Raw genomic sequence first — 19,468 nt, forward strand, 5'->3', positions numbered from 1 at the left:
GATTTCCCGCAACTAACGAGGACAATCGACAAGGCGAATGAGAGTATTGTGACTCTGAGGATCATACTTTTCTCAGTATCGAAAATCATTCCCAAATCATTTTGGCTTCGGCGGTTTTCATACGCCCAGAATTTTTCACCGCTTCGCCTTCGTCGCGATCGCCTTGTAGTAACTCTCGATGGCGGCGCGGTATTCGGGGGCGGCTTCGCTTCGGGTGGCTTCGGTGAGGTCATCGGCCATTTTTTGCGGGAGGTGGCCCCAGTCGCCGTTTACGAGGACGGTGATCTGGCCGAGCACGCCGTCTTTGAGTTCGGTGGACTGGTTGCCGCCTTCGGCTGACTGGGCCTGAGTGTTCTGGCCCTGCTGTTTCTGATTCTGCGCCATCTGCTGCTGGGAGGGCTTTGATCCTGGCGTCTGGCCTTGGTTGCGGGAATCGGCCATGCTTTGCTGCTGGGCCTGCTGGGCGTTGTTCAGGCTCTGCTGCGCCTGCTGGCCTTGTTGCTGTCCGGCTTGCTGCTGTTGCTGACCCTGCTGCTGGCCGCTCTGCATCGGATGAAGCTGCGCATCGAGTTGATCGAGCGCCTGGGCGAGCATCTGGCCTTGCAGTTGTTCCAGCGGAGATGCGAGCATGGGCGGCGCGGTCTGGCTGGCCGTGGCCTCGGCGGCTTTCGCTGCCTGGGCGGCGTTGGCCTGGCTCTGCTGCGCGGCCTGTGGATTCGGCACGGGATTGGCCTGCGTGGCCTCGGCTTTTTGACCGGCCTGCTGCAATTGATCGCTGGCCTGCGCGACCTGCTGCGCGGCTTCTTTGTCACCAAGACGTTGCTGATGGCGTGAGACGCGGGCGAGATCATTCGCGGCCTGTTTCTGCGCCATGCCGTTCTGCACGGCCTGCTGCGTTTCTTTGGCAACGGCCTGCTCGGCCTGTTGTGCGGTGGTCTTGGCGGTTTCGGCGAGCGCCTTCTGCATGGACGGATTTTTTGGCAGTTCTTTCTCCAAAGCCTCAAGCACGGCTTGAGGATTCTGTTTCGCGTCCTTCGCCATCTCGGCGAGTTCCTGGGCGCGTTGGTAGGCCTCGTCCAGCGGCTCCTGCACGCCGAGTTCCTGCTCCATCTGCTGCATCGCGGCCTGCTCGGCCTCACTGAGTTGCTGGCCCTGCTCCATCTTCTGCATGTTCTGCGCGATCTGATCGAGCGCCTGCGCCGTCTGTTGCTGCGCATCGGCGGCGGCCTGCAAATTCTGTGCCTGCGGCTGGCTCTGTGTCGCTTGCGCGGCCTGTTTCAAATTCTGTGCGATCTGCGGGGTCTTCTGCTGCATCTGCGCAAGCGCGACATCGGCGGTGCGGGCGAGCTGGGCCTCGGGTTTCTCCGTGAGTTTGGCGGCGTTGGCCTCCTGACGCAGTGCGGCTTGCAGCGCGGCCATTTTTTCAGCGTTCTCAGCGGCTTCGGGACGGAGTTCCTGGGCTTTCTCGGCGACTTGTTCCACCGGCTTCTCGGCCTTGGCGTCATTGGCGGCGGTTTGCGTTTCCTGCTGCGTCTTTTTGAGATCTGCGGCGACGCGTTTCATCATCTCGCTGACTTCCGGCGTCATGGCTGCAAGTTGCGCACGAGCGGCGTCAATCTGCGGCTGCAATTGCGCGGCGAGCTCGTTCGCCTTCATTTGAGCGTCGGCGGTGGCCTGCTGCGCGGGCTGGGTGTTCAATTCCTGCCCGGCCTGTTGCTGCGCCGCTTGATTGGCGAGCTGCTTGTTCTGCTCGGCGGCATTGCGCGAGGCATCGCTGGCCTGCTGCGCGGCCTGGCGCAGGTTGTTCGCGGCCTGCGGGTCGGTTTTCTGCATCGCCTCGGCAAGACGGGCACGATTGATCTTGTCCGGGATCTGCTGGAGCGCCTCGGCGGCGGCCTTGGCCTGCGCGGCGGTCTGCGCGAGGTCTTGCTGATTCTGCGGCTGCATCGCTTCCGTCTGCGCGGCTTCGAGAGCTTGAGCCGCGTCTTGCGCCAGTGCATCGGCTTCGAGCGCACGCGTGGCCTGGGCGAGCTGTGTGGCCTGCTCCTTCAAAGTGGCGAGCGCCTTCTGCGCTTCGGAGGGTGGTGCGTTGCTCTTGCGGGCCTTTTCCGCTTCTTCCTGCGAGGGCAGGGGAATCTTCTTCGCCTCGGCGGTCTGGCGGGCGAGTTCATCGGCAGCGCGGCTGGCGCGGTTCATGTCGAGCGCGGCCTGCGTGTTGGTGGCTTGGTTCTGCTCGCGCAATTCGGCCTGGTCCTGAAGTTGTTTGGCGGCTTCGGCGAGCTGCTTCTCGGCTTTTTCGGCGGGCGTGAGGCCGTCGCGATCGTTGCGCTTGTTTTGACGAGGATCACGCGCGGCGCTCTCGGCCATGGCGAGGTTGTTCTTGGCTTCTTCGAGCTTGGCGAGCGCAGGATTGTCCTGCCGGCCGAGATTTTCGCGGCGTTGATTGGCCTCGTTGCTTGTTTGTTCGGCAATGTTGCGGCTGACGTCGGCGGCCTGCTGCAAACGATTGCGCAGGTTGTCAGAGGCTCCGTAAAGATGCTCGGGACTCTTGGTTTGATCCGGCTTGTCGAGGCTGGCGGCGAGATCGGCTGAGGTTTCGGTGATTTTTTTGTCGATGTCCTGCAACTGTCCGCGGCTGCGACCCTTTTGCGCTTCGTCGAGCTGCTGGAGGTCTTTTTGCAGCGTCTTGGCCTGCGCCATGAGCGCGCGCTGCTGCTCCTGCCACTTCGGACGCTGCTCAGCATCACGATTCGCAGGCAGCGCGGTTTCGGTAAGCATCTTGGACTGGCGCTGAAGCTGCTGGGATTCTTTGGCGGCAATCTTCGCCGTGTCCTCGGCGGCAAAGGCACGCAGGGCGTCGGCGATGATGTTGGCATTGGACGAAGCCTCGCTGGCAGCGCGTTTGAGCTGTTCAGGATTTTCAATCGTGGCGCTGTTGAGCTTTTCCAAGTCTGGCAACTGCTCACGGCGCATCTGCGCGAGGCGTTCGCCGAGAAGCTGCGCTTCGGAGGCGTCGAGCTGGTTCGGCGCGTCGCGTGAGGCTTCCTTCAAGGCGTTCCAAAGCTCCTCGGACTGCGTTTTCACCTGCTCCAATTTCTCCTGAGCGCTGGCGAGGGCGTTTTCGGCTTCGTTCTTGGCCTTGTCGGGATCTTTTTTGGCATCGCGCTCGGTCTTGCGTACCTTGTCGAGATCTTTGCGGAGTTCCTGGGTTTGCTCGTTGAGACGCTCGGCCCGTTGCGCGAGGCGGCGCTGCGATTCGGCCCACTCGCGCTGACGCGGGTCGATGGTTTGTTCGAGAATGATGACGCGAACGGGCGGTGACTCGGCCTTCTGGCCTTTGAGATCGATGGCGATGAGCTTGATGAGCAGCACGTCGCCGGTTTTCACGCCGAGCGGGGCGAGCGGCAGCAAAGTCTGCACCGGCGCTTCCTTGGCGGACTTGGTGAAAGGCAGGTCACGCTCGGTCCAGTTCGCGCCGTTGATGGCGTGGGCGAGTTTGACGCCGCTGAGGCCGACATCGTCAGTGGTCAGACCTGCGAGACGCACGGCTTCATCAGCGAGGAGTTCGATCTGTTCGGCGGGTTCGTTGATCTGTGCGGTGGGCGGCAGATCGGGAATGGCGGTGATGCGCCAGGGCGTGCTTTCCTCGTTGGTGAAGCCGGTTTCCTGGGACTTCAACGCGATCTGCCAGGTGCCGTGCGCGGCCTTGACGGGGATTTCGGTGCTGAGCAAGCCGTTATCGTCGGTTTTGGCCACAACGCTGATTTTTTCACTGAGGTCTGGATTGATGACGATGTCGCTCTGCGACACGGGCTGGTTTGTTTTGAGCGTGAGTTTGATCGTGGAACCATCGAGAGCTTCGAGATCGCCATGATCCTCGGCGAGCTGCGTTTCTTTGGCCCCTGTGTAGGCGGGTGGGACGATGGTCTTGCTGAATTCAACGATGCGAGGCCGTGCGCGAGCGCTGAGCGTGCGCCACGGCGTGATGGCATCGGCGGCATGGATGCGGTAGCGCACGTCGCTTTGCCCCACAGGCACCACGCCTTCGAAACGTGTGGTGCCGACGCTGGAAAGTTCGGTGCGGCGCGGCTTGGAGCCTTCGGTTTGAAATTCGAGCGTGGCTTCCGTGGGCTTGGCGCCTTCGGTCTCGATGATCAGCGGCACTTCCGAGCCGATGGGGGCGAGCGCATCGGCTTTCACCGGCTCTAGGATGCGAATCTTGAGCGATGCAGGACGTTCGAGATTGGCAAAAGGCAGCGCCGCACGGGCGAGGAAGCCGCTGAGATGCAGGCCTGGCACGAAGCTGAGAATGAGAATGACGGCGAGGGCTCCACCTGCGGCGATGAACCACGGCTTGAGTGCCCGCGTGGGCAGCTTTGCCTTCCAGTCGATGCCTTCGACAGACGCGGCGACGTCATCTTGCAATTTTTCTCGGAACTCGACGGAGTCCTTCACGTTCACGCCATCGCGCGGGTCGGCGAGTTCGACGGCGGCAAGGATGCGCTCACGCAGCGCCGGTTCGGCAGCCTCGATCAACTTCGCAGTGCCTTCTTTGCCACCCGCCTGCGCGATGAAGCGCCACGCGACCTTCCACGCGGCGAAAATGGCTCCTGCATAGACGAGCAGCGAGATCCACGGACGAATCACATCCGGCATGAACCACACACGATCTAGCAAGGCGATGAGCGTGAAGGCCGCGAGCGCAATCGCGATGCCGCAGAGAATCGCGCGGGTTTGAAGGAGTTGCTGGCGGCGCAGACGAAAACGTTCGAGGGCTTCGTGCGTGGCAGGGCGGAGGGCGAGATTCATGTGGGTGCAGGCTTAACGCTTTCAATGAGAGCAAGATTTCCATATCGAGAAAGATGCCATCCATGCAAAAAACTTACTTTGTGGAAGGCAGGGTTTGGCATAAATATCAGCTTAACTGTTCTGATTCAGAACGCTGAAAGCTTATTCATTGTGGAAAACTCAGAAATGACCCCCCCGGCATCTTTTCTGCCAGCTCCCGCGCTCACCGCGCCGGAGCGGTTGAACCCCTTCGCTGACGATGTCTGTGCCGGGCCGTTCGGCGTGGAGGAGAATCGCTCCGTGCCGGGTTTGAATTCGGACATTTTGGGGCAGTTGACGACTACGATTGATGAGAGGCAGGCCAGCGTGGGCCGTGCGGGCGGTCAACCTCTGCTGCTGCTGACGGCTCCGCGTGCGGGATATGGCAAGACGCATCTGCTCGGCCGCCTTGCCGCTGCCGCCGGTGGTCAGGTGGTGCTGGTGCCGCTGGCGTTTCGGTTGGAGGATGAAATTGGCATCTCGGCCGTGGCGGTGCGCGGACTGGAGTCCATGGCACGGGCGGAAACGTCGCGCGAGGGCTGGACGAAGCTGCGCGAGGCCTGCGCCGGCGTGTGTGCATCCTTGGTGCGGCGTTTGATCGAAAGCGGTGCTCTGCCCTGCGCGAACGCGGACCAGGCGCTACGCGTGTTGAATGGAGACCCCATGGATGTTTTTGATGAGAGCGGCGGCGCGCGCCTCATTGGCGAATGGGTGCGGCGGCATGAGGCGCAACTGCGCAAGCCGATGACTGAGCAGGCGATGAAGCGCGTGCCCGCGATCCCGGCCGCGCTGGAATCCTGGGTGCATGCGATGCTGAACCACGCGCTCGACGGCGGCATGTCCAAGATGGCCGTGCTGCGCATGCTGGCCGCAGACACGACCAACGAAGGGCCGGTGACATGGCTGCGCCTCCTGGGCCTGTGGCGGCCGGTGGTGCTGTTGGTGGACCATTTGGACGCGTATTACCGCAACCCCGAGGCGGGACTGCGTATTGCTTCGCTGCTGCTGGACATGTCGGAGATGGATGGCGTGCATGTGGTGCTCAGTCTGAACCAGGATGTGTGGCAGGCGACGTTTGGTCATCATCTGCCGAGCGCGATGGAGGACCGCCTCACGGCCTCGCAGATGCTGCTGCGCGGCATTGGAGAAAACGAGGCCGCGACGATGCTGCGCATGCGTTTGGATCACGCTGGCGTGAAGGGGGATGAGCTGTGCGATTTCGAGTCCTTCGTGGATGTGAAACGTTACTTCCTTGGCCGACCACTGGGTTCGGTGTCGGCCCGCACCTTCCTGCGCCATGCCGCGAAGCAGTGGGATTTCTTCCAGCAGACGCTGGCCTCGCCCCCGGTCATGCCACCGCCAGCAGCAGCGGCTGCCCAGGTGGAGGATGAGCCTTTCGAGCTGCCGCTGCTGACGGAAACGCTCACGGAACAGGACTCATCGAAGGAGTTGTCGATTTTTGACGCAGAGACGACTTCCGAGATGAAGCGCATGGCGGAAGGTTTGGCCGAGCCGGAGCCTGCGCTGCCCCAGCAGCTCGAAAAGCCGCTGCCTGGCACCAACGGAACGAATGGCGCGCATCTGCCGCCGCCAAGTCCGCCTGCCGAGGAAATGAAGCCACGGGTGGCCGATCCTGAAGTTGCAGCCGCGCCCCCGACACAGTTTTCGCCGAGTTCGGCGGGCGCGTTTGAAAATCTGCGCGAGATGCTAGGCAAGCTTCGCCAGTCAGCACCACCCGCGCCGGAGCCTGCGACGCATGCCGTGGCCTCACGTCTGGCCACTGTCATCAGCACCACCGCACCGGCGGCCACGGCGGTGCCCGCCCCTGTGTTTGTGTCTCCGCAGCCCCCGCAGGACGCCGAGCGTGATGCGCTGCTGGGGCGCTACGAGGCGCTGCGGCTGCAAATGTCCGCCGAGGCGACGACTCTGCCGCTGGATTACTCCCGGCTGGCGGATTTGATCCGTCTCGCGGGCCGTCGTTTCCCGCTGGTGCGCTTCAACGAGCATGAACTGCCCGGCATGACCGGCCGCTTCGCCATGTGCTGGTCGCTGCAGGGCATGGAGATCATCTTCGGCCTCGCGAATTTCGCCGACGGACCCTACTGGCGCACACTGGCCGGTTTCGCGGCCGGACGCATGGTGGAGCTGCATGCGAACGCGGTCGATGGCGCGCCGAAACTCAAAATCGCCACGTTCAAAACCGACCGCGAGCAGCAGGCCTGGGCCATTCTGCAAAACGGCACCGTCTTTCCGGAGGTGCTGCGCCCGAATGTCGAGGCCATTCACCTCGACAGCTCGGGAGTGACCTCGCTCTACGCCATGCAGCGCATCATCAAGGAATCCGAGACCGGCGTGCTCCAGGCCACGCCCGCGCAGGTGATGGGCGTGCTGGCGCGTGAGCTGGACTTCTTCTGGAAGCGTGTGACGCGGGTGGTGTGAATATCCTCGGTTAACCTTTTTAGCCCTCCGAACCGCGAACTGAGGATTTCGGATTCAAATTTGGCGGCAGCAAGCGGTTCAGAACGGTGGCTTGTTCGCGTATTATGTTTGGAGCGAGGTTGGCCAACCTTCATCGAACCGTTCGGTCACTTCTCCCTCGGCGAAGAAACCCCCATCCCAAAGTTCGAATCTCACGCCTGTTTTGACCACGGGAAAAAATGGTTCAGGGCAGATTACGACGCAATCAACCATCGTTTCGGCACCTTCGTGGAACTGTCCTTCGCCATCGTGCCACATGCCAACAGTGTACATTGATTCTACACCGTCCATCTGCATGGGCACCCTTCGATGTCCGTCCTGCCCAAATAAAAAACACCTTCTTCGGGTTTTATCGTGCTCTCGGAACGTGAAGTGAAGTCGCGCTCGAAATTGTGGTGGTGGGCGGTTCATTACTCTAGCGAGCACTTAGATGAGTTATTTTGTCTCCACCTTCACCGGCTCCCGTAGCTGAAACTGCTTCTCCTTGCCGAGGTTCTTCGTGATCGTGGCGGGATAGTCCCAGGCTTCTTTCTTGTCCGAGTAGATCACGACGCGGGTGCGAATGGCGGCCATGGCGGCGGCCTGGGGGAGGTCGAGGTGCTTTAGGACGTTCAGCATCGCGGGGGCGACGGCTTGGGGATCACCGGCGACGGTGCCGTTGTGGGTGAGGGGCAGGTCGTGGAGATCGAGGCGTTTGATGTTGTCCTCAAACAGCGAGGCGTAGAGCGAGTCCACCGCCATGTCGCGGTGCGCCTGAATCCACAGCGGGGTTTCCTCGCAGCCGGGGATGGCGCGGATCGTTTGCAGGGCGCGGCGGATGTCCCACACGCGCATGCCGTCGAGCGTCTGGCCCAGCAGGTAGAAGCGGCGCAGGCGCTGCGTTTGCGCCTTCGGACTGCCGCTCCAGGCCGTGGGGCCGACTCCGCGCGGGCAGACGTAGGCCATGCCCCATTTGAAGGTCTCAAACATCTTCTTTTCCTGGGCGAAGGCCGCCTCGTCATCCTGCAGGCCGGGGAAAACCTCGATGAGCTTGCCAAAGCGCGAGTGGTAAGCGGCGCAGAACTCATCCCAGCCTGCCTCATCCAGCACGTTGAGGGCGATCAGCTCCAAATCCTGCAAACGCAGGCCTTCGCGATGCGCGATGTAGATGCGCAGGCGATAGGGCGACTGGCTCTCGAAGTCGTAGGCGGTCATGTGGATGCCGTCGCGGTCCGCCTGGCTTTCCTTATTCGGATTCGCGGCTTTCGCGTCCTGCGGCCAGCCAGCGAAGACTTTTTCCTTCAGCGCCTTCATCCACGCATCGCTCTGCTTCTTCCAATCAGTCTCGTTGGTCGCTGGCGCGGGTATTTGGGCCAGCGGCACAAAGGTTTCGTCGATCTTCGTGTTCAGCTCGTCCTTCGGCAGTTCGGTGAAGACCCGCAGTGAAGTCTGCTCGATGCTTTTCTTCGCGCCTTCGTCGATCACGGCCATGGGGTCGGCGTTTTTGAGGAAACGCTCGAACCAATGAAACGCGCCCATGTTCAGCGGTTGCAGGTCCTTGTGCGGCCCTTCGGCCACTTGCAGACCGATGTGCGCCTCCTTGCCGAGCAGCTCGTAAAGTTTGCGCACGTTCTGGTAGATGCGGAACACGCCGTCGATGGGAAAGATGCTGTCCTTGTCCGTGTTCACGATCAGCAGCGGACGCGGCGCGGCCAGCGCGACCATGCGTTCAAAATCCCAGCGGTGCGTGTTCACGAAGAACATGCAGTCACAGTGGCCCTCCACACAGCCGTTGATGACCTGGTTCTGCATGTCGGTCACACCCGCCGTCGGCGCGCTGGCCTTGATGCGCTCATCAATCGCCGTGATCCACCACGAGTAAGCTCCGCCGCCGCTGCGACCGGTCACGCCAAAGCGTGTCTTATCCACTTCGGGCCGTGTTTCGAGATAATCCAAGGCGCGGATGCAGCTCCACGCCTCCAGGCCTGCGGGCGTGTAACCGCGAGAGAACCACCACCAGCGGTTCTTGCTGTAGGTGCCGTGATGCTCGCCACGGATCTCGCCGAGCTGCACGGTGTCGATGATCAGGCAGACGTAGCCGTGTTTCGCAAACCACACGCCATGATGCTCATAGCCCGCCTTGTTGCCCAGGCTCACGCCGTCCTTCACCACGTTGGCATGACCGCACACATACAGGATCGTCGGCAGCGGCTTCTCCACTTTCTCCGGTCGGTACAAATTCGCCGTCACATACAGTCCGGGCATCGACTGAAAATGCAGCTTCTCCACGATGACGCCCTCGTGCTTCAACTCGCCCGTCTTCGTGGCCTTGAGATCGGTTTTCTCCGGCATCGGGTCCAGCCCCAGCATCTCCAGCAACTGCCGTCGATACTCCGGCGCCTTGCTGGTCCAATCCTCCGCTTTCTCAATGTGGCCCACCCCGTTGCTCATCGCGATCTCCCGCGTCTGCTCCGCAAAGTAGCGGTCTAGCAGCCGGTTGCCCACGGTGTCGGGTGTCTTTTCAGGATAAGGCGAGGCTGCGGAGGCGAATGAAGCGAGCAGACAGAAGAGCAGGGGAGTGCGCATGAGAGAAGAACACCCAAACGATCAGCGAGGGCAGGATTGATCGTTTGGCGTGCTGATGCGGCAGGAACTTTGCAAAAAGTTAAATCAGCGGTTGCATAAAAATCGAGGCGTCTATATTCGCGGCCCCTGTTTCCACAGACCCCTCGCTCGGGTGGCGGAATTGGTATACGCGCAAGACTAAGGATCTTGTGCCGAAAGGCTTAAGGGTTCGAGTCCCTTCCCGAGCACCATGTGGCACCCGTTAAACGGTGCCGCCCACGCGATCCAAACCGCGTGGCGGTCCGGTTGTGAATAACTTGGTTTTTCCATCTTGACACTCCGGCCAGTCCCCCTACTATCGCGGCCCCTTTCCTCCCGCAGAAGAAAGACCCGCACACGAAGCATTCCATGAAGACGTTTTCAGCCAAAGCCCAGGAACAAAATCCCACATGGTGGGTCATCGACGCCAAGAATCAGATTCTGGGCGATGTCGCAGTCGCAGCCGCCAATCTCCTCCGTGGCAAGACCAAGCCCACGTTCACCCCGCATGTCGATACAGGTGACTTTGTGGTCGTGCTGAACGCCGCAGACGTCCGTCTCAGCGGCAAGAAAGAGCAGCAGAAGATTTACACCTCGAAAGCCGGCTACGTCGGCAATCAGAAGGTCGAAAACGTCGAGAGCGTCCGCGCCCGCCGTCCAGAGCTCCTCGTCGAACGCGCCGTGAAGGGCATGGTCCCGCACAACAGCCTGGGCCGCTCCATCCTCGGCAAGCTCAAGATCTACAGCGGTGCTGAGCATCCGCATGAGGCGCAGAACCCGAAGCCTTTCGCCGTCGCCTAATTTTTTCAACCATCCGCATGAGCAAGCCCCTCAACAACGCCACCGGCCGCCGCAAGACCGCCATCGCCCGCGTCTTCATCTCCGAAGGTGCCGGCAGCATCACCGTCAATGGACGCGACTTCGAGGAATACTTCCCGACCGTCGCTTTGCAGAATCAGATTCTGTTCCCGCTCGCCCTCACCAACTCCCGCCAGACCTATGACTTCAAGGTCAACGCCTCCGGCGGCGGCAGCACCGGCCAGGTCGGTGCTGTGCGTCTCGGCATCGCCCGTGCGCTCATCAGCGTGAATCCTGAGCTTCGCCCGCTGCTCAAGCAGAACGGCCTGCTCACCCGCGACTCCCGCAAGAAGGAACGTAAGAAGCCCGGCCGTCCAGGTGCCCGCAAGCGCTTCCAGTTCTCCAAGCGTTAATCCAGCGCCTGCTGTTTTCAGCTCAGTGTGTGTTTGCAAAGCCCCGCCGTGTGCGGGGCTTTGCTTTTTCTTGTCGCCTGCGGCACAAAGCTATTCCACACTCGGACAATGAGCACTGGTCATCTTCTCGTTCTCGGCGGCAGCATTTTGTGGATGCTGCTGTGCATGCGTTTCTGGTGGGCCATTGATTCGGAGAATGTCTGGCAGCGCCGCTTCATTGCCATCGGGGCCGGGGTTGGCGGCGGGCTGATTTATCTCATCGGCTCGATGATGCTGGAGATGCTCAAGGAGAAGCCGCCTGAGCCACAACGCGGCGAGGAGATTCGCGTGATGTCACGTCCGGCAGATCCGGCGAAGAAGTGATCCAGTATCCAGGCCAAGATCCGGCATCCAGTCACAAGCTCACTCAACGTCGCCAAAACCGGAGGAAACCAGTTCCTCCAGATCAGCCACGGCCTGTTCGGCATCGTTGCCATCGGCGATGATCTTGATCTTCTCACCGCGGCCGGCGGCTAGCATCATGAGGCCCATGATGCTCTTGCCATTGACCGGTTCGTCGTCTTTTTCCACCCACACGTCGCATTGGTACTTGCTGGCACGTTTGACGAACTGTGCCGCCGGGCGTGCATGCATGCCCATTTTGTTGCGGATTGTCAGTTCTTTCTCAATGCTCATGATGGTGGAGGGTAGGGGGCGCTGGCAGGTTAACCTAATTGGTCATCCGTCATCTTTTTCAACAACCTTTGATCAAACTCCACAGCGCTGTTGTAGCCGAAGGTGCGGAGCTTGAAGTTGATGGCGGCCAGTTCGATGAGGCCGGCGACGTCGCGTCCGGGCTCCACGGGCAGGGCCACGCGTTCAACTTTCATGCCCATGACGTCGCGCGTGTCTGTGCTGACACCCACGCGCTCCAGATCCTGGGTCTTCGCGCCGCGCACCAACTCCACGATGAAATCCAGCCGCTTGCTCAGGCGCACCGCGCCCACGCCGAAGAGTGCGGCCACATTCAGGATGCCCAGGCCACGGATTTCGATCATGCCGCGCGTCAGATCCGGTGCAGAGCCGACGATCTCACGGTCTTCGATGAGCCGCAGCCGCACGGCGTCATCCGCCACGAGGCTGCCGCCGCGTTGCAGCAGACCGATCACACTCTCACTCTTTCCGCAGCCGCTGTCTCCCTGGATCAGCACGCCGATGCCCTGTACATCCACCATGCAGCCGTGGACGAGCAGGCTCGGCGCAAAGGTCCACTCCAGCTTGATGGTGGCCGCGTTGAGGAAACGCATGGTCATCATGCTCGTTTGGAACACTGAGATGCCGGCTGAGTTGGCGATTTCGATCAAATCATCACCGAGGCGATGCCCGCGGGCGACCACGATGCACGGAATGTCCCAGGAACAAAGCTGGCTGAAGCGTGCGGCGCGCAGTTTCGGCTCCAGGCCTTCAAGAAAGGAGTGCTCCGAATTGCCGATGACCTGAATGCGCTTGTAGGCGAAGTAGGTGAAGAAGCCGGACAGTGCCAGGCCGGGACGGTTCACAGAGGGCTCATTGATCTTGCGCTCAAAGCCCGCCTCCGTGCCGATCAGCTTCAATTGGAGCGCTTTCTCGTTCTGCTTGAAAAACTCCCCCACCGAGATGGCTGACGGGCGTTTGACTTTGGTGGGCGGCGGCATTGGACGACATTACGCGAAGCCGCTCCAATGCGGCAACGAAAAACCAAGCTCGTGCTGGAAAACCTGCCCCAACCGGCTAAATCATCTTCCCCCGAACGCCGCAGCCAGCGGCATTGGCTCTTTTCCACCCCTCCCATGCCCCGCCAGAAGCCCGCTCTCTTTGATTCCGTGGAGTCCGTCCTCGCCGACATTCGCGCCGGGCGCATGGTGATCGTGACCGACGACGAGGACCGGGAAAACGAGGGTGATCTCATCTGCGCCGCTGAAAAGATCACCGCTGAGATGGTGAATTTCATGGTGCGCCAAGGCGGCGGCATGCTCTGCGTGCCGGTTTCGCTCGAAATCGCCCAGCGACTCAATCTGGCCAGCATGGTGCCAGAGAATCGCGAGGCCTTCCGCACGGATTTCACCGTCACCGTCGATGCTGCTAAGGGCATTTCCACCGGCATCAGCGCCGCTGACCGCACCCGCACGATCCGTCTCCTGGCTGATCCCAAAAGCAAGCCTTCTGACCTCGTGCAGCCCGGTCACATCAATCCTCTCGTCGCCAAGCCCGGCGGAGTGCTGCGTCGCGCCGGTCACACCGAGGCGGCGGTCGATCTGGCCCGCATGGCCGGCTTGCGCGAGGCAGGTGTCTTGATCGAGATCATGAATCCCGACGGCACCATGGCCCGGCTGCCACATTTGAAGAAGTTTGCCAAGAAGCACGGCCTCAAGATGTGCAGCATCGCCGATCTCATCGCGCATCGCCGCCTGAGCGAGAAGCTGGTCGAAAAAATCGAGGTCGTGGACATGCCCACTGACTTCGGCACCTTCAAGCTGCACCTCTACAAAGGCAGCCTCGACGGCGTGCATCACATCGCCCTCGTTATGGGGGACATCACGCCGGATGAGTCCATCCTCGTCCGCGTCCACAGCGAGTGCCTCACCGGCGACATCTTTGCCTCCCGCCGCTGCGATTGCGGTAGCCAGCTCCATGCCGCGATGAAACACATCGCCGACGTGGGGAAGGGGATCATCATCTACATGCGCGGGCATGAGGGCCGCGGCATCGGCCTGCACGGCAAGATCATGGCCTACAAGCTCCAGGAGCAGGGCCTCGACACGGTCGAGGCGAATCTCAAACTCGGCTTTCCCATGGACCTGCGGGACTACGGCATCGGTGCACAGATCATCTCCGACCTTGGCGTGCGAAAGATCAAGCTCATGACCAACAACCCGCGCAAGGTCGTCGGTCTCGAAGGCCACAAGCTCGAAATCACCGAGCAGGTGCCCGTCAAATCCCAGCCCAAGCCCGAAAACGCCCGTTATCTCGAAACCAAGAAGAAAAAAATGGGCCACAAGCTCTAGTCTCAAAATGTCCAATTACGCCTCCAGCCGTCCCCGTCCCACCCAGGAGCCGATCAGCATCGCGGTCGTCGCCTCGTTGTACAACAACCAGTTCGTCCAGGGCCTGCTCAATGCCGCCAAGGAAGAGATTGAGGTCATCGCCCCGAACGCTTCCGTCGATGTCTATCGCGTCCCTGGCGCGTTTGAGATTCCCGTTTGCACCGAACTGGTGCTGCGTGGCAGTGCGCCGGATGCCGTGATTGCCCTCGGTGTCATTATCCGCGGCTCAACCGAGCATGCTGATCTCGTCGGTGCCTCCGTCACGGATGCCTTGCAGCAGATGGCGGTGAAACATTGCATTCCCGTCATTCATGAAGTGCTGCTCGTCAGCAGCGAGGAGCAGGCCGAGGAGCGCTGCCTCGGGGCCACCATCAATCGCGGCACGGAAGCCGCCCAGACTTGTGTCAAAATGATCAATCTGTTCGGCAAAATGAAGGCCAGCTTTGCCGGCGAACCCATCGACCACGCCTAACTATCATGGGAAAACGCCGCGACGGCCGCGAAGCCGCCATTCAATTCCTTTTCTCCAGAGACCTGCAAGGTGAGCACAAGCCCGAGGACGCCGAGGTCTTCTGGACCCTGCACAGTGCGAAGGCCTCCACTCGTGCTTATGCCGAAAGCCTGATCAAGGGCGTCATCGACCATCAGGACGAGATCGACGGCCACATCACGGGCCTCGTCGAAAACTTCCGCCTGGAGCGTCTCGCCGCCGTGGACCGCAATGTGCTGCGTGTCGCTTCCTACGAGTTGCTCTACTGCCTGGACGTGCCCGCCCCCGTCATCCTCAACGAGGCCATCGACATCGCCAAAGCCCTCAGTGCCGGTGAATCCGGCTCCTTCGTCAACGGCGTGCTCGACAAGCTGGCCAAAGCCCTGCGTAAGCCGGAACCGAGGCGTCCTGTGGAAGCAGCCAGCGAGGATTAACGGGCATTCGTCATTGATTTCGCTTCGCTCAACCCTTTGGGCTTCTTTCAGTCGTCTATCTCACTTCATTCGGTTCTGATTTCGACATTCGTCATTCCTTCCCATGGCCGGTTTCTTCAAATCTCTCTTCCAGCGTTTCACCAAGCCCAACATCGACTGGGATGACCTGGAGGCCGCGCTCATTGGTGGTGATCTTGGCCCGCGTCTCGCGCTGCAAATCGTTGCCGACCTCAAATCCCGCCAGCGCACGCTGCACGGCGCGGACATCGTGGAGGTGGCGCGTGAGCATGTGCGCAAAATTTTGCCTGAGACCATACCAGCGCTCGATCCGCTGCCAGGAAAGCCCAAGGTGCTCCTCATGGTCGGTGTTAACGGCACGGGCAAGACCACGAGCACGGCCAAGCTTGCTCATGTGCTGCATCAGCGCGGGCACAAGGTTGTTCTGGCCGCCGCCGACACCTTCCGCGCCGCCGCCGTCGAACAACTCACTGTCTGGGCCGATCGTTTGAAGATTCCGCTCGTCAAAGGCCCGCATAACTGCGATCCCGCCGCCGTCTGCTTCGACGGTTACGAGACCGCGCTCAAAACGCAGGCCGACTTCCTCATCTGCGACACCGCCGGCCGTCTCCACACCAAGCACAACCTCATGGAGGAGCTGAAAAAGATTCACCGCATCCTCGGCCGCAAGGACGAAACCTCCCCGCACGAGGTCTGGCTCGTCGTCGATGCCACCACCGGCTCCAACGCCCTCCAGCAGGCGCGTGAGTTTCAAAAAGCCATTCCGCTCACCGGCCTCATCGTCACCAAGCTCGACGGTAGCGGCAAAGGCGGCGTGCTCGTCAACATCCAGCAGGAACTCGGCGTCCCCACTCGCTTCATCGGCCTCGGCGAGCGTGTGGAGGACTTCCAGCCCTTCGACGCGAAACGTTTTGTTGAGGAACTGCTCTAGCGCAGGTTTGTGCTTGTGCGTGACCGCGCGTCCGGTCATAAACAGCCTTCTCCAACCATGAAAAGATTCTTCTCCCTCCTGCTCGCCACCTCGCTCGTTTCCTGTGCCACCAAAGATCTGGAGCGCTGCCCGCCGGGCACGCCCGGCATCATCCTGAGCGAGGCGGTCGAATGCCAGCACAAGGATGGCAAGTTCACTCTGCCTGCCGGGCATTACCAGCCCGAGGCCCAGTCGCCGAAGGGCATTTATTATGTGGCACCTGAGCGTCTCAAAACGGATGGCATCATCCGTGAGGGCCATGAGCGCGGCGGCCTCTTCATTGCCCGCGAGGGCTGGCAGTGGGCGTGGACCGGCCACCCTGGCTGGGAGGTGGACCAAAGCGCCACCACCATCACCGGCAAGCGCGGCATCATCATGCCCACCCACTACAAGTTCGAGCCCTTCGTGAAGTATCAGGTCGCAAACAAGCGCCGCTAAGTGTGCCGTCACCGCCACATCCGTGCGCTGAGAGGCAGTAGTGCGCCGATGCAGTGAGGTCGGAAGAGCCGACCGCGTTTGCAGGTCTCATCTCACACTGCCATCCCACTCTTGAATCAGCCTCCCATGCAACGAACTCTGCTCATTCTCTCCGTCCTGGTCTTCGTCCTGGGATTTTCGGCATGCTCTCACACGCCGCGGAGCGGCTCAAGCACGACGCAGCTTGAGAAAAACCGCCTGGCACTGGGACAGGCACTGATGCAGGCGGATCGTGCCAGCGCTGCCGGACTCAAGACAGCGGCGGACCATGCGGCCTACTCCGCAGCCACGGAAAAGGCGGTCGCGCTCTGGCTGGCGCTGAGTGATGAGAAAAGCCGCTCCCAGAGCATCGCGGCAGGCGGCATTTACAGCCTACAGGCCTCCTGGCCGCAGAAGCTGCTGTTCGATGAATTGATTCCCGCTAGCAGCATCAAGGGGCGGGAACTTCGCCACCACATCACCCGCGAGGGCGTGGGCGTGCCGTTCGTGGCCCATTGGCTGCTCACCCCGGAGCGCAAGGCCGCCGAGCCGTTCATGAAAGAGGCCGGCTACATGGTGCCCGTCACCGCCACCCTGGAATTTCGCCGTACGGGGCAGGGCACCCGCGCCGCCGCGCTCGTGCTTCACGATCCGCGCGTGAATGAAACCGTGCGTCTCGCCGGCCAGTCCCGTCCGCTGGCCGCCGACCTCTCCGCCATTGGCGAGTACATCATGGCCCGGAAGAAGATGCAGATGTCCGGACTCGGTGCCTTGCTCAATGTCCACAAGAGCATGGACAAGCTCGGGCTCATCTCCCTGGAGCGCCCCGCGCCGGACCGCATCCCCGTTATCATGGTGCATGGCCTCATGTCCCGTCCCGCTACCTGGCAGAACCTCCTCAACGACCTCGGGGCCGAGCCCGAGCTGCAAAAGAAGTACCAGGTCTATTTCTTCCGCTATCCCTCCGGCGTGCCGGTCGTGTTCAGCGCGGCCAAGCTCCGTGCGCAGCTCGCTGTCTTGCACGGTGAACTGAAAAAGCGCGGCAACCACATCTACGGCCATCAGATGGTCCTCGTCGGTCACAGCATGGGCGGCCTAGTCAGCAAATCCCAGGTGCAGGGCAGTGGCGACCGTCTGTATGTGAACGTCTTCGGCTCCTCGCCCGACAAACTGGGTTTCTCCAAGGAGGAACGCGATTCCCTGGACCGCCTGCTCAACTTCGAGCCCAACCCCTACGTCAACCGCGTCATCTTCATCGCCACCCCGCACCGTGGCAGCGAGATCGCCTCCGGCACGCTCGGCAAGATCGGGCGCAGGCTCGTCAACCTGCCGAAGAGCGCCATGACCGGCGCCTTCACCGCCCTGCAAAGCCAGGCGCAGAACCCTGGCATCCGCAAACTGCTCGCCCATGGCATCCCCACCAGCGTGGACAACCTGTCCCCCGAGTCCCCCTATGTGAAGACCGCCATGAGCCTGCCCCTGCGGCCCGGCCTGCACATTCACTCCATCATCGGTAACAAGGACGGCCTCCCCCTCACCGACCCCCGCTGCACCGACGGCTTCGTGCCCTACCACAGCTCCCACCTCGACGGCGTGGAGTCCGAGCTGATCATCCGCTCCGGCCACAGCGCCCATGATACCCCGGAAGCCGTCGCCGAGATCAAGCGCATCCTCCGCCTGCATCCCAAAAGCTTCTGAGCGGCCTCTCACACGAACTGAGCCAGATGCCCCTGGCAAAGCCGGGAGTGTCTGACTCTCTGGTAATGTCTTCTACCCTGCGTGATCGCTCGTCCGCCTTCAGCACTCGTGCCCGGCGTGAAGAGCACCTTGTCGCAGCGACGAATCCTCACCTAACTTGCTCCCTTGTGATGCGGGTTACACCCCATGGCCCGCACCGGGTTTCGGCGTCATGTTCCTGAGTGCCGCCCATCCCGGCGTCCTCACTCCCTCCCCACCCCATGACCAAGAAAAAGCCGTCCTTTCCCGTGCCCCCGCCGCCCTTTGAACCCATCCACGCTCGCGCCTACGACCTGTGGCAGAAAGCCAACCGTCCCACCGGACAGGACATGGACTTTTGGCTCCAGGCCGAGCGACAGTCCGTGGCAACGCCTCAAACCGCCAGCGCCCCGTCTGTCTCCGCCCCCCGCAGTGCCAAGACATCCCCCACGGCGGCGAAATCCAATCCGCAAGCCTCCCTCTCCTTCAAGCCGGTTCCCAAGACCACTCTCAAACGCTCGACCAAGCGCCCCGCCCGCTGAACCCTCAGCCGCTTGTCGGCTGCCGCCTCCCCATGAATCCCGCCCACCTTCAGCAGCTCCGCGCCCGGCTCGAAACCGATGTCGATCTCCCGCCTGCGGCCCGCGCACGCCTGCTCGCTCTCGTCATTCAGACAGAGCCGGAAGACGTCACCGTCACCTGGCCCGTCGCCCTGGCGGAACTCGAAGCCGCGCATCCTGAACTCACCGCCTTCCTCAACCGCACCGCCGCCGCACTCGGCAACATGGGCCTTTGAGTTTGCTATCCACACCATCCCCCTGTCAGTGAACATTATGTCAGAAAAAATCAAAAAACGGTTCGGCGTCTGGATGGATACCCACCACGCCATCATCGTCGGCTACACCCCCGCCGCCGCCACCTTCTCCGTACTCGGTCATGCCAAGAATCCAGGTCCAGGGTCCAATTCGAGCGAGAATGCTGCGAACCACCTCGAAATCACCTTGGTTCAAAAGTACTTCAAGGAGATCAGCCACCATCTGCTGAACGCCGACGAGGTTCACCTGACCGGCAGCGGCACCATCCAGGAGCAGTTCATGCGCTACCTGGGTGAAACCCCGCAGTTCAAAAAAACCGTCGTTACCGAGAGCACCTCCACCCCCATGAGCGATGACAAGCTCGTGGAGTTCGTCACCCGTCATTTCCACTAGGGAAGCACGGAGGGA

At 61.5% G+C, this 19,468-nt stretch carries 17 protein-coding genes and 1 tRNA gene; 14 read left to right on the forward strand and 4 right to left on the reverse strand.

Annotated elements, in window-relative coordinates:
• Positions 1-135 precede the first annotated feature (135 nt).
• Positions 136-4,809, reverse strand: a complete 4,674-nt coding sequence (locus ACILSI_RS11255) for a hypothetical protein (RefSeq protein WP_395721976.1) — start codon at positions 4,807-4,809, stop codon at positions 136-138.
• 165 nt (positions 4,810-4,974) lie between these two features.
• Here ACILSI_RS11255 and ACILSI_RS11260 point away from each other — a divergent pair, with 165 nt between their 5' ends.
• Positions 4,975-7,266: a hypothetical protein gene (locus ACILSI_RS11260; protein WP_395721977.1), complete on the forward strand. Its 2,292-nt coding sequence runs from the start codon at positions 4,975-4,977 to the stop codon at positions 7,264-7,266.
• Between the two features lie 474 nt (positions 7,267-7,740).
• Here the strand turns inward: ACILSI_RS11260 and ACILSI_RS11265 are convergent, their stop codons facing one another.
• A complete protein-coding gene (locus tag ACILSI_RS11265; RefSeq protein ID WP_395721978.1) occupies positions 7,741-9,870 on the reverse strand; it encodes an alpha/beta hydrolase family protein in 2,130 nt (709 codons plus the stop codon).
• Between the two features lie 145 nt (positions 9,871-10,015).
• Here ACILSI_RS11265 and ACILSI_RS11270 point away from each other — a divergent pair.
• From ACILSI_RS11270 to ACILSI_RS11285, 4 genes are all read left to right on the forward strand, one after another.
• Positions 10,016-10,100: transfer RNA gene (locus tag ACILSI_RS11270), tRNA-Leu, on the forward strand.
• Positions 10,101-10,257: 157 nt separating this feature from the next.
• Entirely contained in the window at positions 10,258-10,689 is a 432-nt protein-coding gene (gene rplM / locus ACILSI_RS11275) for a 50S ribosomal protein L13 (RefSeq protein WP_395721979.1), read from the forward strand.
• Between the two features lie 17 nt (positions 10,690-10,706).
• Positions 10,707-11,099, forward strand: a complete 393-nt coding sequence (gene rpsI / locus ACILSI_RS11280; protein ID WP_395721980.1) for a 30S ribosomal protein S9 — start codon at positions 10,707-10,709, stop codon at positions 11,097-11,099.
• Positions 11,100-11,207: 108 nt separating this feature from the next.
• Entirely contained in the window at positions 11,208-11,462 is a 255-nt protein-coding gene (locus tag ACILSI_RS11285; RefSeq protein ID WP_395721981.1) for a hypothetical protein, read from the forward strand.
• Between the two features lie 39 nt (positions 11,463-11,501).
• Here the strand turns inward: ACILSI_RS11285 and ACILSI_RS11290 are convergent, their stop codons facing one another.
• Both ACILSI_RS11290 and hprK read right to left on the reverse strand, forming a co-directional pair.
• Positions 11,502-11,732, reverse strand: coding sequence for an HPr family phosphocarrier protein (locus tag ACILSI_RS11290; protein ID WP_395721982.1), 231 nt, complete (start codon positions 11,730-11,732; stop codon positions 11,502-11,504).
• 71 nt (positions 11,733-11,803) lie between these two features.
• The gene (hprK, locus tag ACILSI_RS11295) at positions 11,804-12,772 is read right to left on the reverse strand and encodes an HPr(Ser) kinase/phosphatase (protein ID WP_395721983.1); all 969 of its coding nucleotides are present in this window, start codon (positions 12,770-12,772) and stop codon (positions 11,804-11,806) included.
• A gap of 135 nt (positions 12,773-12,907) precedes the next feature.
• Between hprK and ACILSI_RS11300 the strand changes: the two genes are divergently transcribed.
• The 9 genes from ACILSI_RS11300 (at position 12,908) to ACILSI_RS11340 (ending at position 19,453) form a co-directional block, all read left to right on the forward strand.
• Complete coding sequence (locus ACILSI_RS11300; RefSeq protein ID WP_395721984.1) at positions 12,908-14,122, forward strand: bifunctional 3,4-dihydroxy-2-butanone-4-phosphate synthase/GTP cyclohydrolase II; 1,215 nt, start codon at positions 12,908-12,910, stop codon at positions 14,120-14,122.
• Between the two features lie 7 nt (positions 14,123-14,129).
• Positions 14,130-14,633, forward strand: a complete 504-nt coding sequence (gene ribH, locus ACILSI_RS11305; protein WP_395721985.1) for a 6,7-dimethyl-8-ribityllumazine synthase — start codon at positions 14,130-14,132, stop codon at positions 14,631-14,633.
• Positions 14,634-14,638: 5 nt separating this feature from the next.
• Entirely contained in the window at positions 14,639-15,085 is a 447-nt protein-coding gene (nusB, locus tag ACILSI_RS11310) for a transcription antitermination factor NusB (protein ID WP_395721986.1), read from the forward strand.
• A 103-nt stretch (positions 15,086-15,188) separates the two neighbouring features.
• Positions 15,189-16,034 (forward strand): signal recognition particle-docking protein FtsY, encoded by an 846-nt coding sequence (ftsY, locus tag ACILSI_RS11315; RefSeq protein WP_395721987.1) that lies wholly within the window; start codon positions 15,189-15,191, stop codon positions 16,032-16,034.
• 57 nt (positions 16,035-16,091) lie between these two features.
• On the forward strand, positions 16,092-16,511 hold the full coding sequence (locus ACILSI_RS11320) for a hypothetical protein (protein WP_395721988.1): 420 nt from the start codon (positions 16,092-16,094) through the stop codon (positions 16,509-16,511).
• Between the two features lie 126 nt (positions 16,512-16,637).
• Positions 16,638-18,227, forward strand: coding sequence for an esterase/lipase family protein (locus ACILSI_RS11325; protein ID WP_395721989.1), 1,590 nt, complete (start codon positions 16,638-16,640; stop codon positions 18,225-18,227).
• Between the two features lie 260 nt (positions 18,228-18,487).
• Complete coding sequence (locus ACILSI_RS11330; RefSeq protein ID WP_395721990.1) at positions 18,488-18,787, forward strand: DUF2934 domain-containing protein; 300 nt, start codon at positions 18,488-18,490, stop codon at positions 18,785-18,787.
• Between the two features lie 32 nt (positions 18,788-18,819).
• Positions 18,820-19,041, forward strand: coding sequence for a hypothetical protein (locus ACILSI_RS11335; protein WP_395721991.1), 222 nt, complete (start codon positions 18,820-18,822; stop codon positions 19,039-19,041).
• 37 nt (positions 19,042-19,078) lie between these two features.
• The gene (locus ACILSI_RS11340; RefSeq protein WP_395721992.1) at positions 19,079-19,453 is read left to right on the forward strand and encodes a hypothetical protein; all 375 of its coding nucleotides are present in this window, start codon (positions 19,079-19,081) and stop codon (positions 19,451-19,453) included.
• The last annotated feature ends 15 nt before the right edge of the window (positions 19,454-19,468 follow it).

This window comes from Prosthecobacter sp., from assembly GCF_044232965.1.
Lineage (GTDB): Bacteria > Verrucomicrobiota > Verrucomicrobiia > Verrucomicrobiales > Verrucomicrobiaceae > Prosthecobacter.

Excerpts from the sequence above, each read along its gene's own strand:
- ACILSI_RS11255 (WP_395721976.1), bottom strand. The coding sequence starts at position 4,809 with ATGAATCTCGCCCTCCGCCCTGCCACGCACGAAGCCCTCGAACGTTTT.
- ACILSI_RS11260 (WP_395721977.1), top strand. The coding sequence starts at position 4,975 with ATGACCCCCCCGGCATCTTTTCTGCCAGCTCCCGCGCTCACCGCGCCG.
- ACILSI_RS11265 (WP_395721978.1), bottom strand. The coding sequence starts at position 9,870 with ATGCGCACTCCCCTGCTCTTCTGTCTGCTCGCTTCATTCGCCTCCGCA.
- rplM (WP_395721979.1), top strand. The coding sequence starts at position 10,258 with ATGAAGACGTTTTCAGCCAAAGCCCAGGAACAAAATCCCACATGGTGG.
- rpsI (WP_395721980.1), top strand. The coding sequence starts at position 10,707 with ATGAGCAAGCCCCTCAACAACGCCACCGGCCGCCGCAAGACCGCCATC.
- ACILSI_RS11285 (WP_395721981.1), top strand. The coding sequence starts at position 11,208 with ATGAGCACTGGTCATCTTCTCGTTCTCGGCGGCAGCATTTTGTGGATG.
- ACILSI_RS11290 (WP_395721982.1), bottom strand. The coding sequence starts at position 11,732 with ATGCATGCACGCCCGGCGGCACAGTTCGTCAAACGTGCCAGCAAGTAC.
- hprK (WP_395721983.1), bottom strand. The coding sequence starts at position 12,772 with ATGCCGCCGCCCACCAAAGTCAAACGCCCGTCAGCCATCTCGGTGGGG.
- ACILSI_RS11300 (WP_395721984.1), top strand. The coding sequence starts at position 12,908 with ATGCCCCGCCAGAAGCCCGCTCTCTTTGATTCCGTGGAGTCCGTCCTC.
- ribH (WP_395721985.1), top strand. The coding sequence starts at position 14,130 with ATGTCCAATTACGCCTCCAGCCGTCCCCGTCCCACCCAGGAGCCGATC.
- nusB (WP_395721986.1), top strand. The coding sequence starts at position 14,639 with ATGGGAAAACGCCGCGACGGCCGCGAAGCCGCCATTCAATTCCTTTTC.
- ftsY (WP_395721987.1), top strand. The coding sequence starts at position 15,189 with ATGGCCGGTTTCTTCAAATCTCTCTTCCAGCGTTTCACCAAGCCCAAC.
- ACILSI_RS11320 (WP_395721988.1), top strand. The coding sequence starts at position 16,092 with ATGAAAAGATTCTTCTCCCTCCTGCTCGCCACCTCGCTCGTTTCCTGT.
- ACILSI_RS11325 (WP_395721989.1), top strand. The coding sequence starts at position 16,638 with ATGCAACGAACTCTGCTCATTCTCTCCGTCCTGGTCTTCGTCCTGGGA.
- ACILSI_RS11330 (WP_395721990.1), top strand. The coding sequence starts at position 18,488 with ATGACCAAGAAAAAGCCGTCCTTTCCCGTGCCCCCGCCGCCCTTTGAA.
- ACILSI_RS11335 (WP_395721991.1), top strand. The coding sequence starts at position 18,820 with ATGAATCCCGCCCACCTTCAGCAGCTCCGCGCCCGGCTCGAAACCGAT.
- ACILSI_RS11340 (WP_395721992.1), top strand. The coding sequence starts at position 19,079 with ATGTCAGAAAAAATCAAAAAACGGTTCGGCGTCTGGATGGATACCCAC.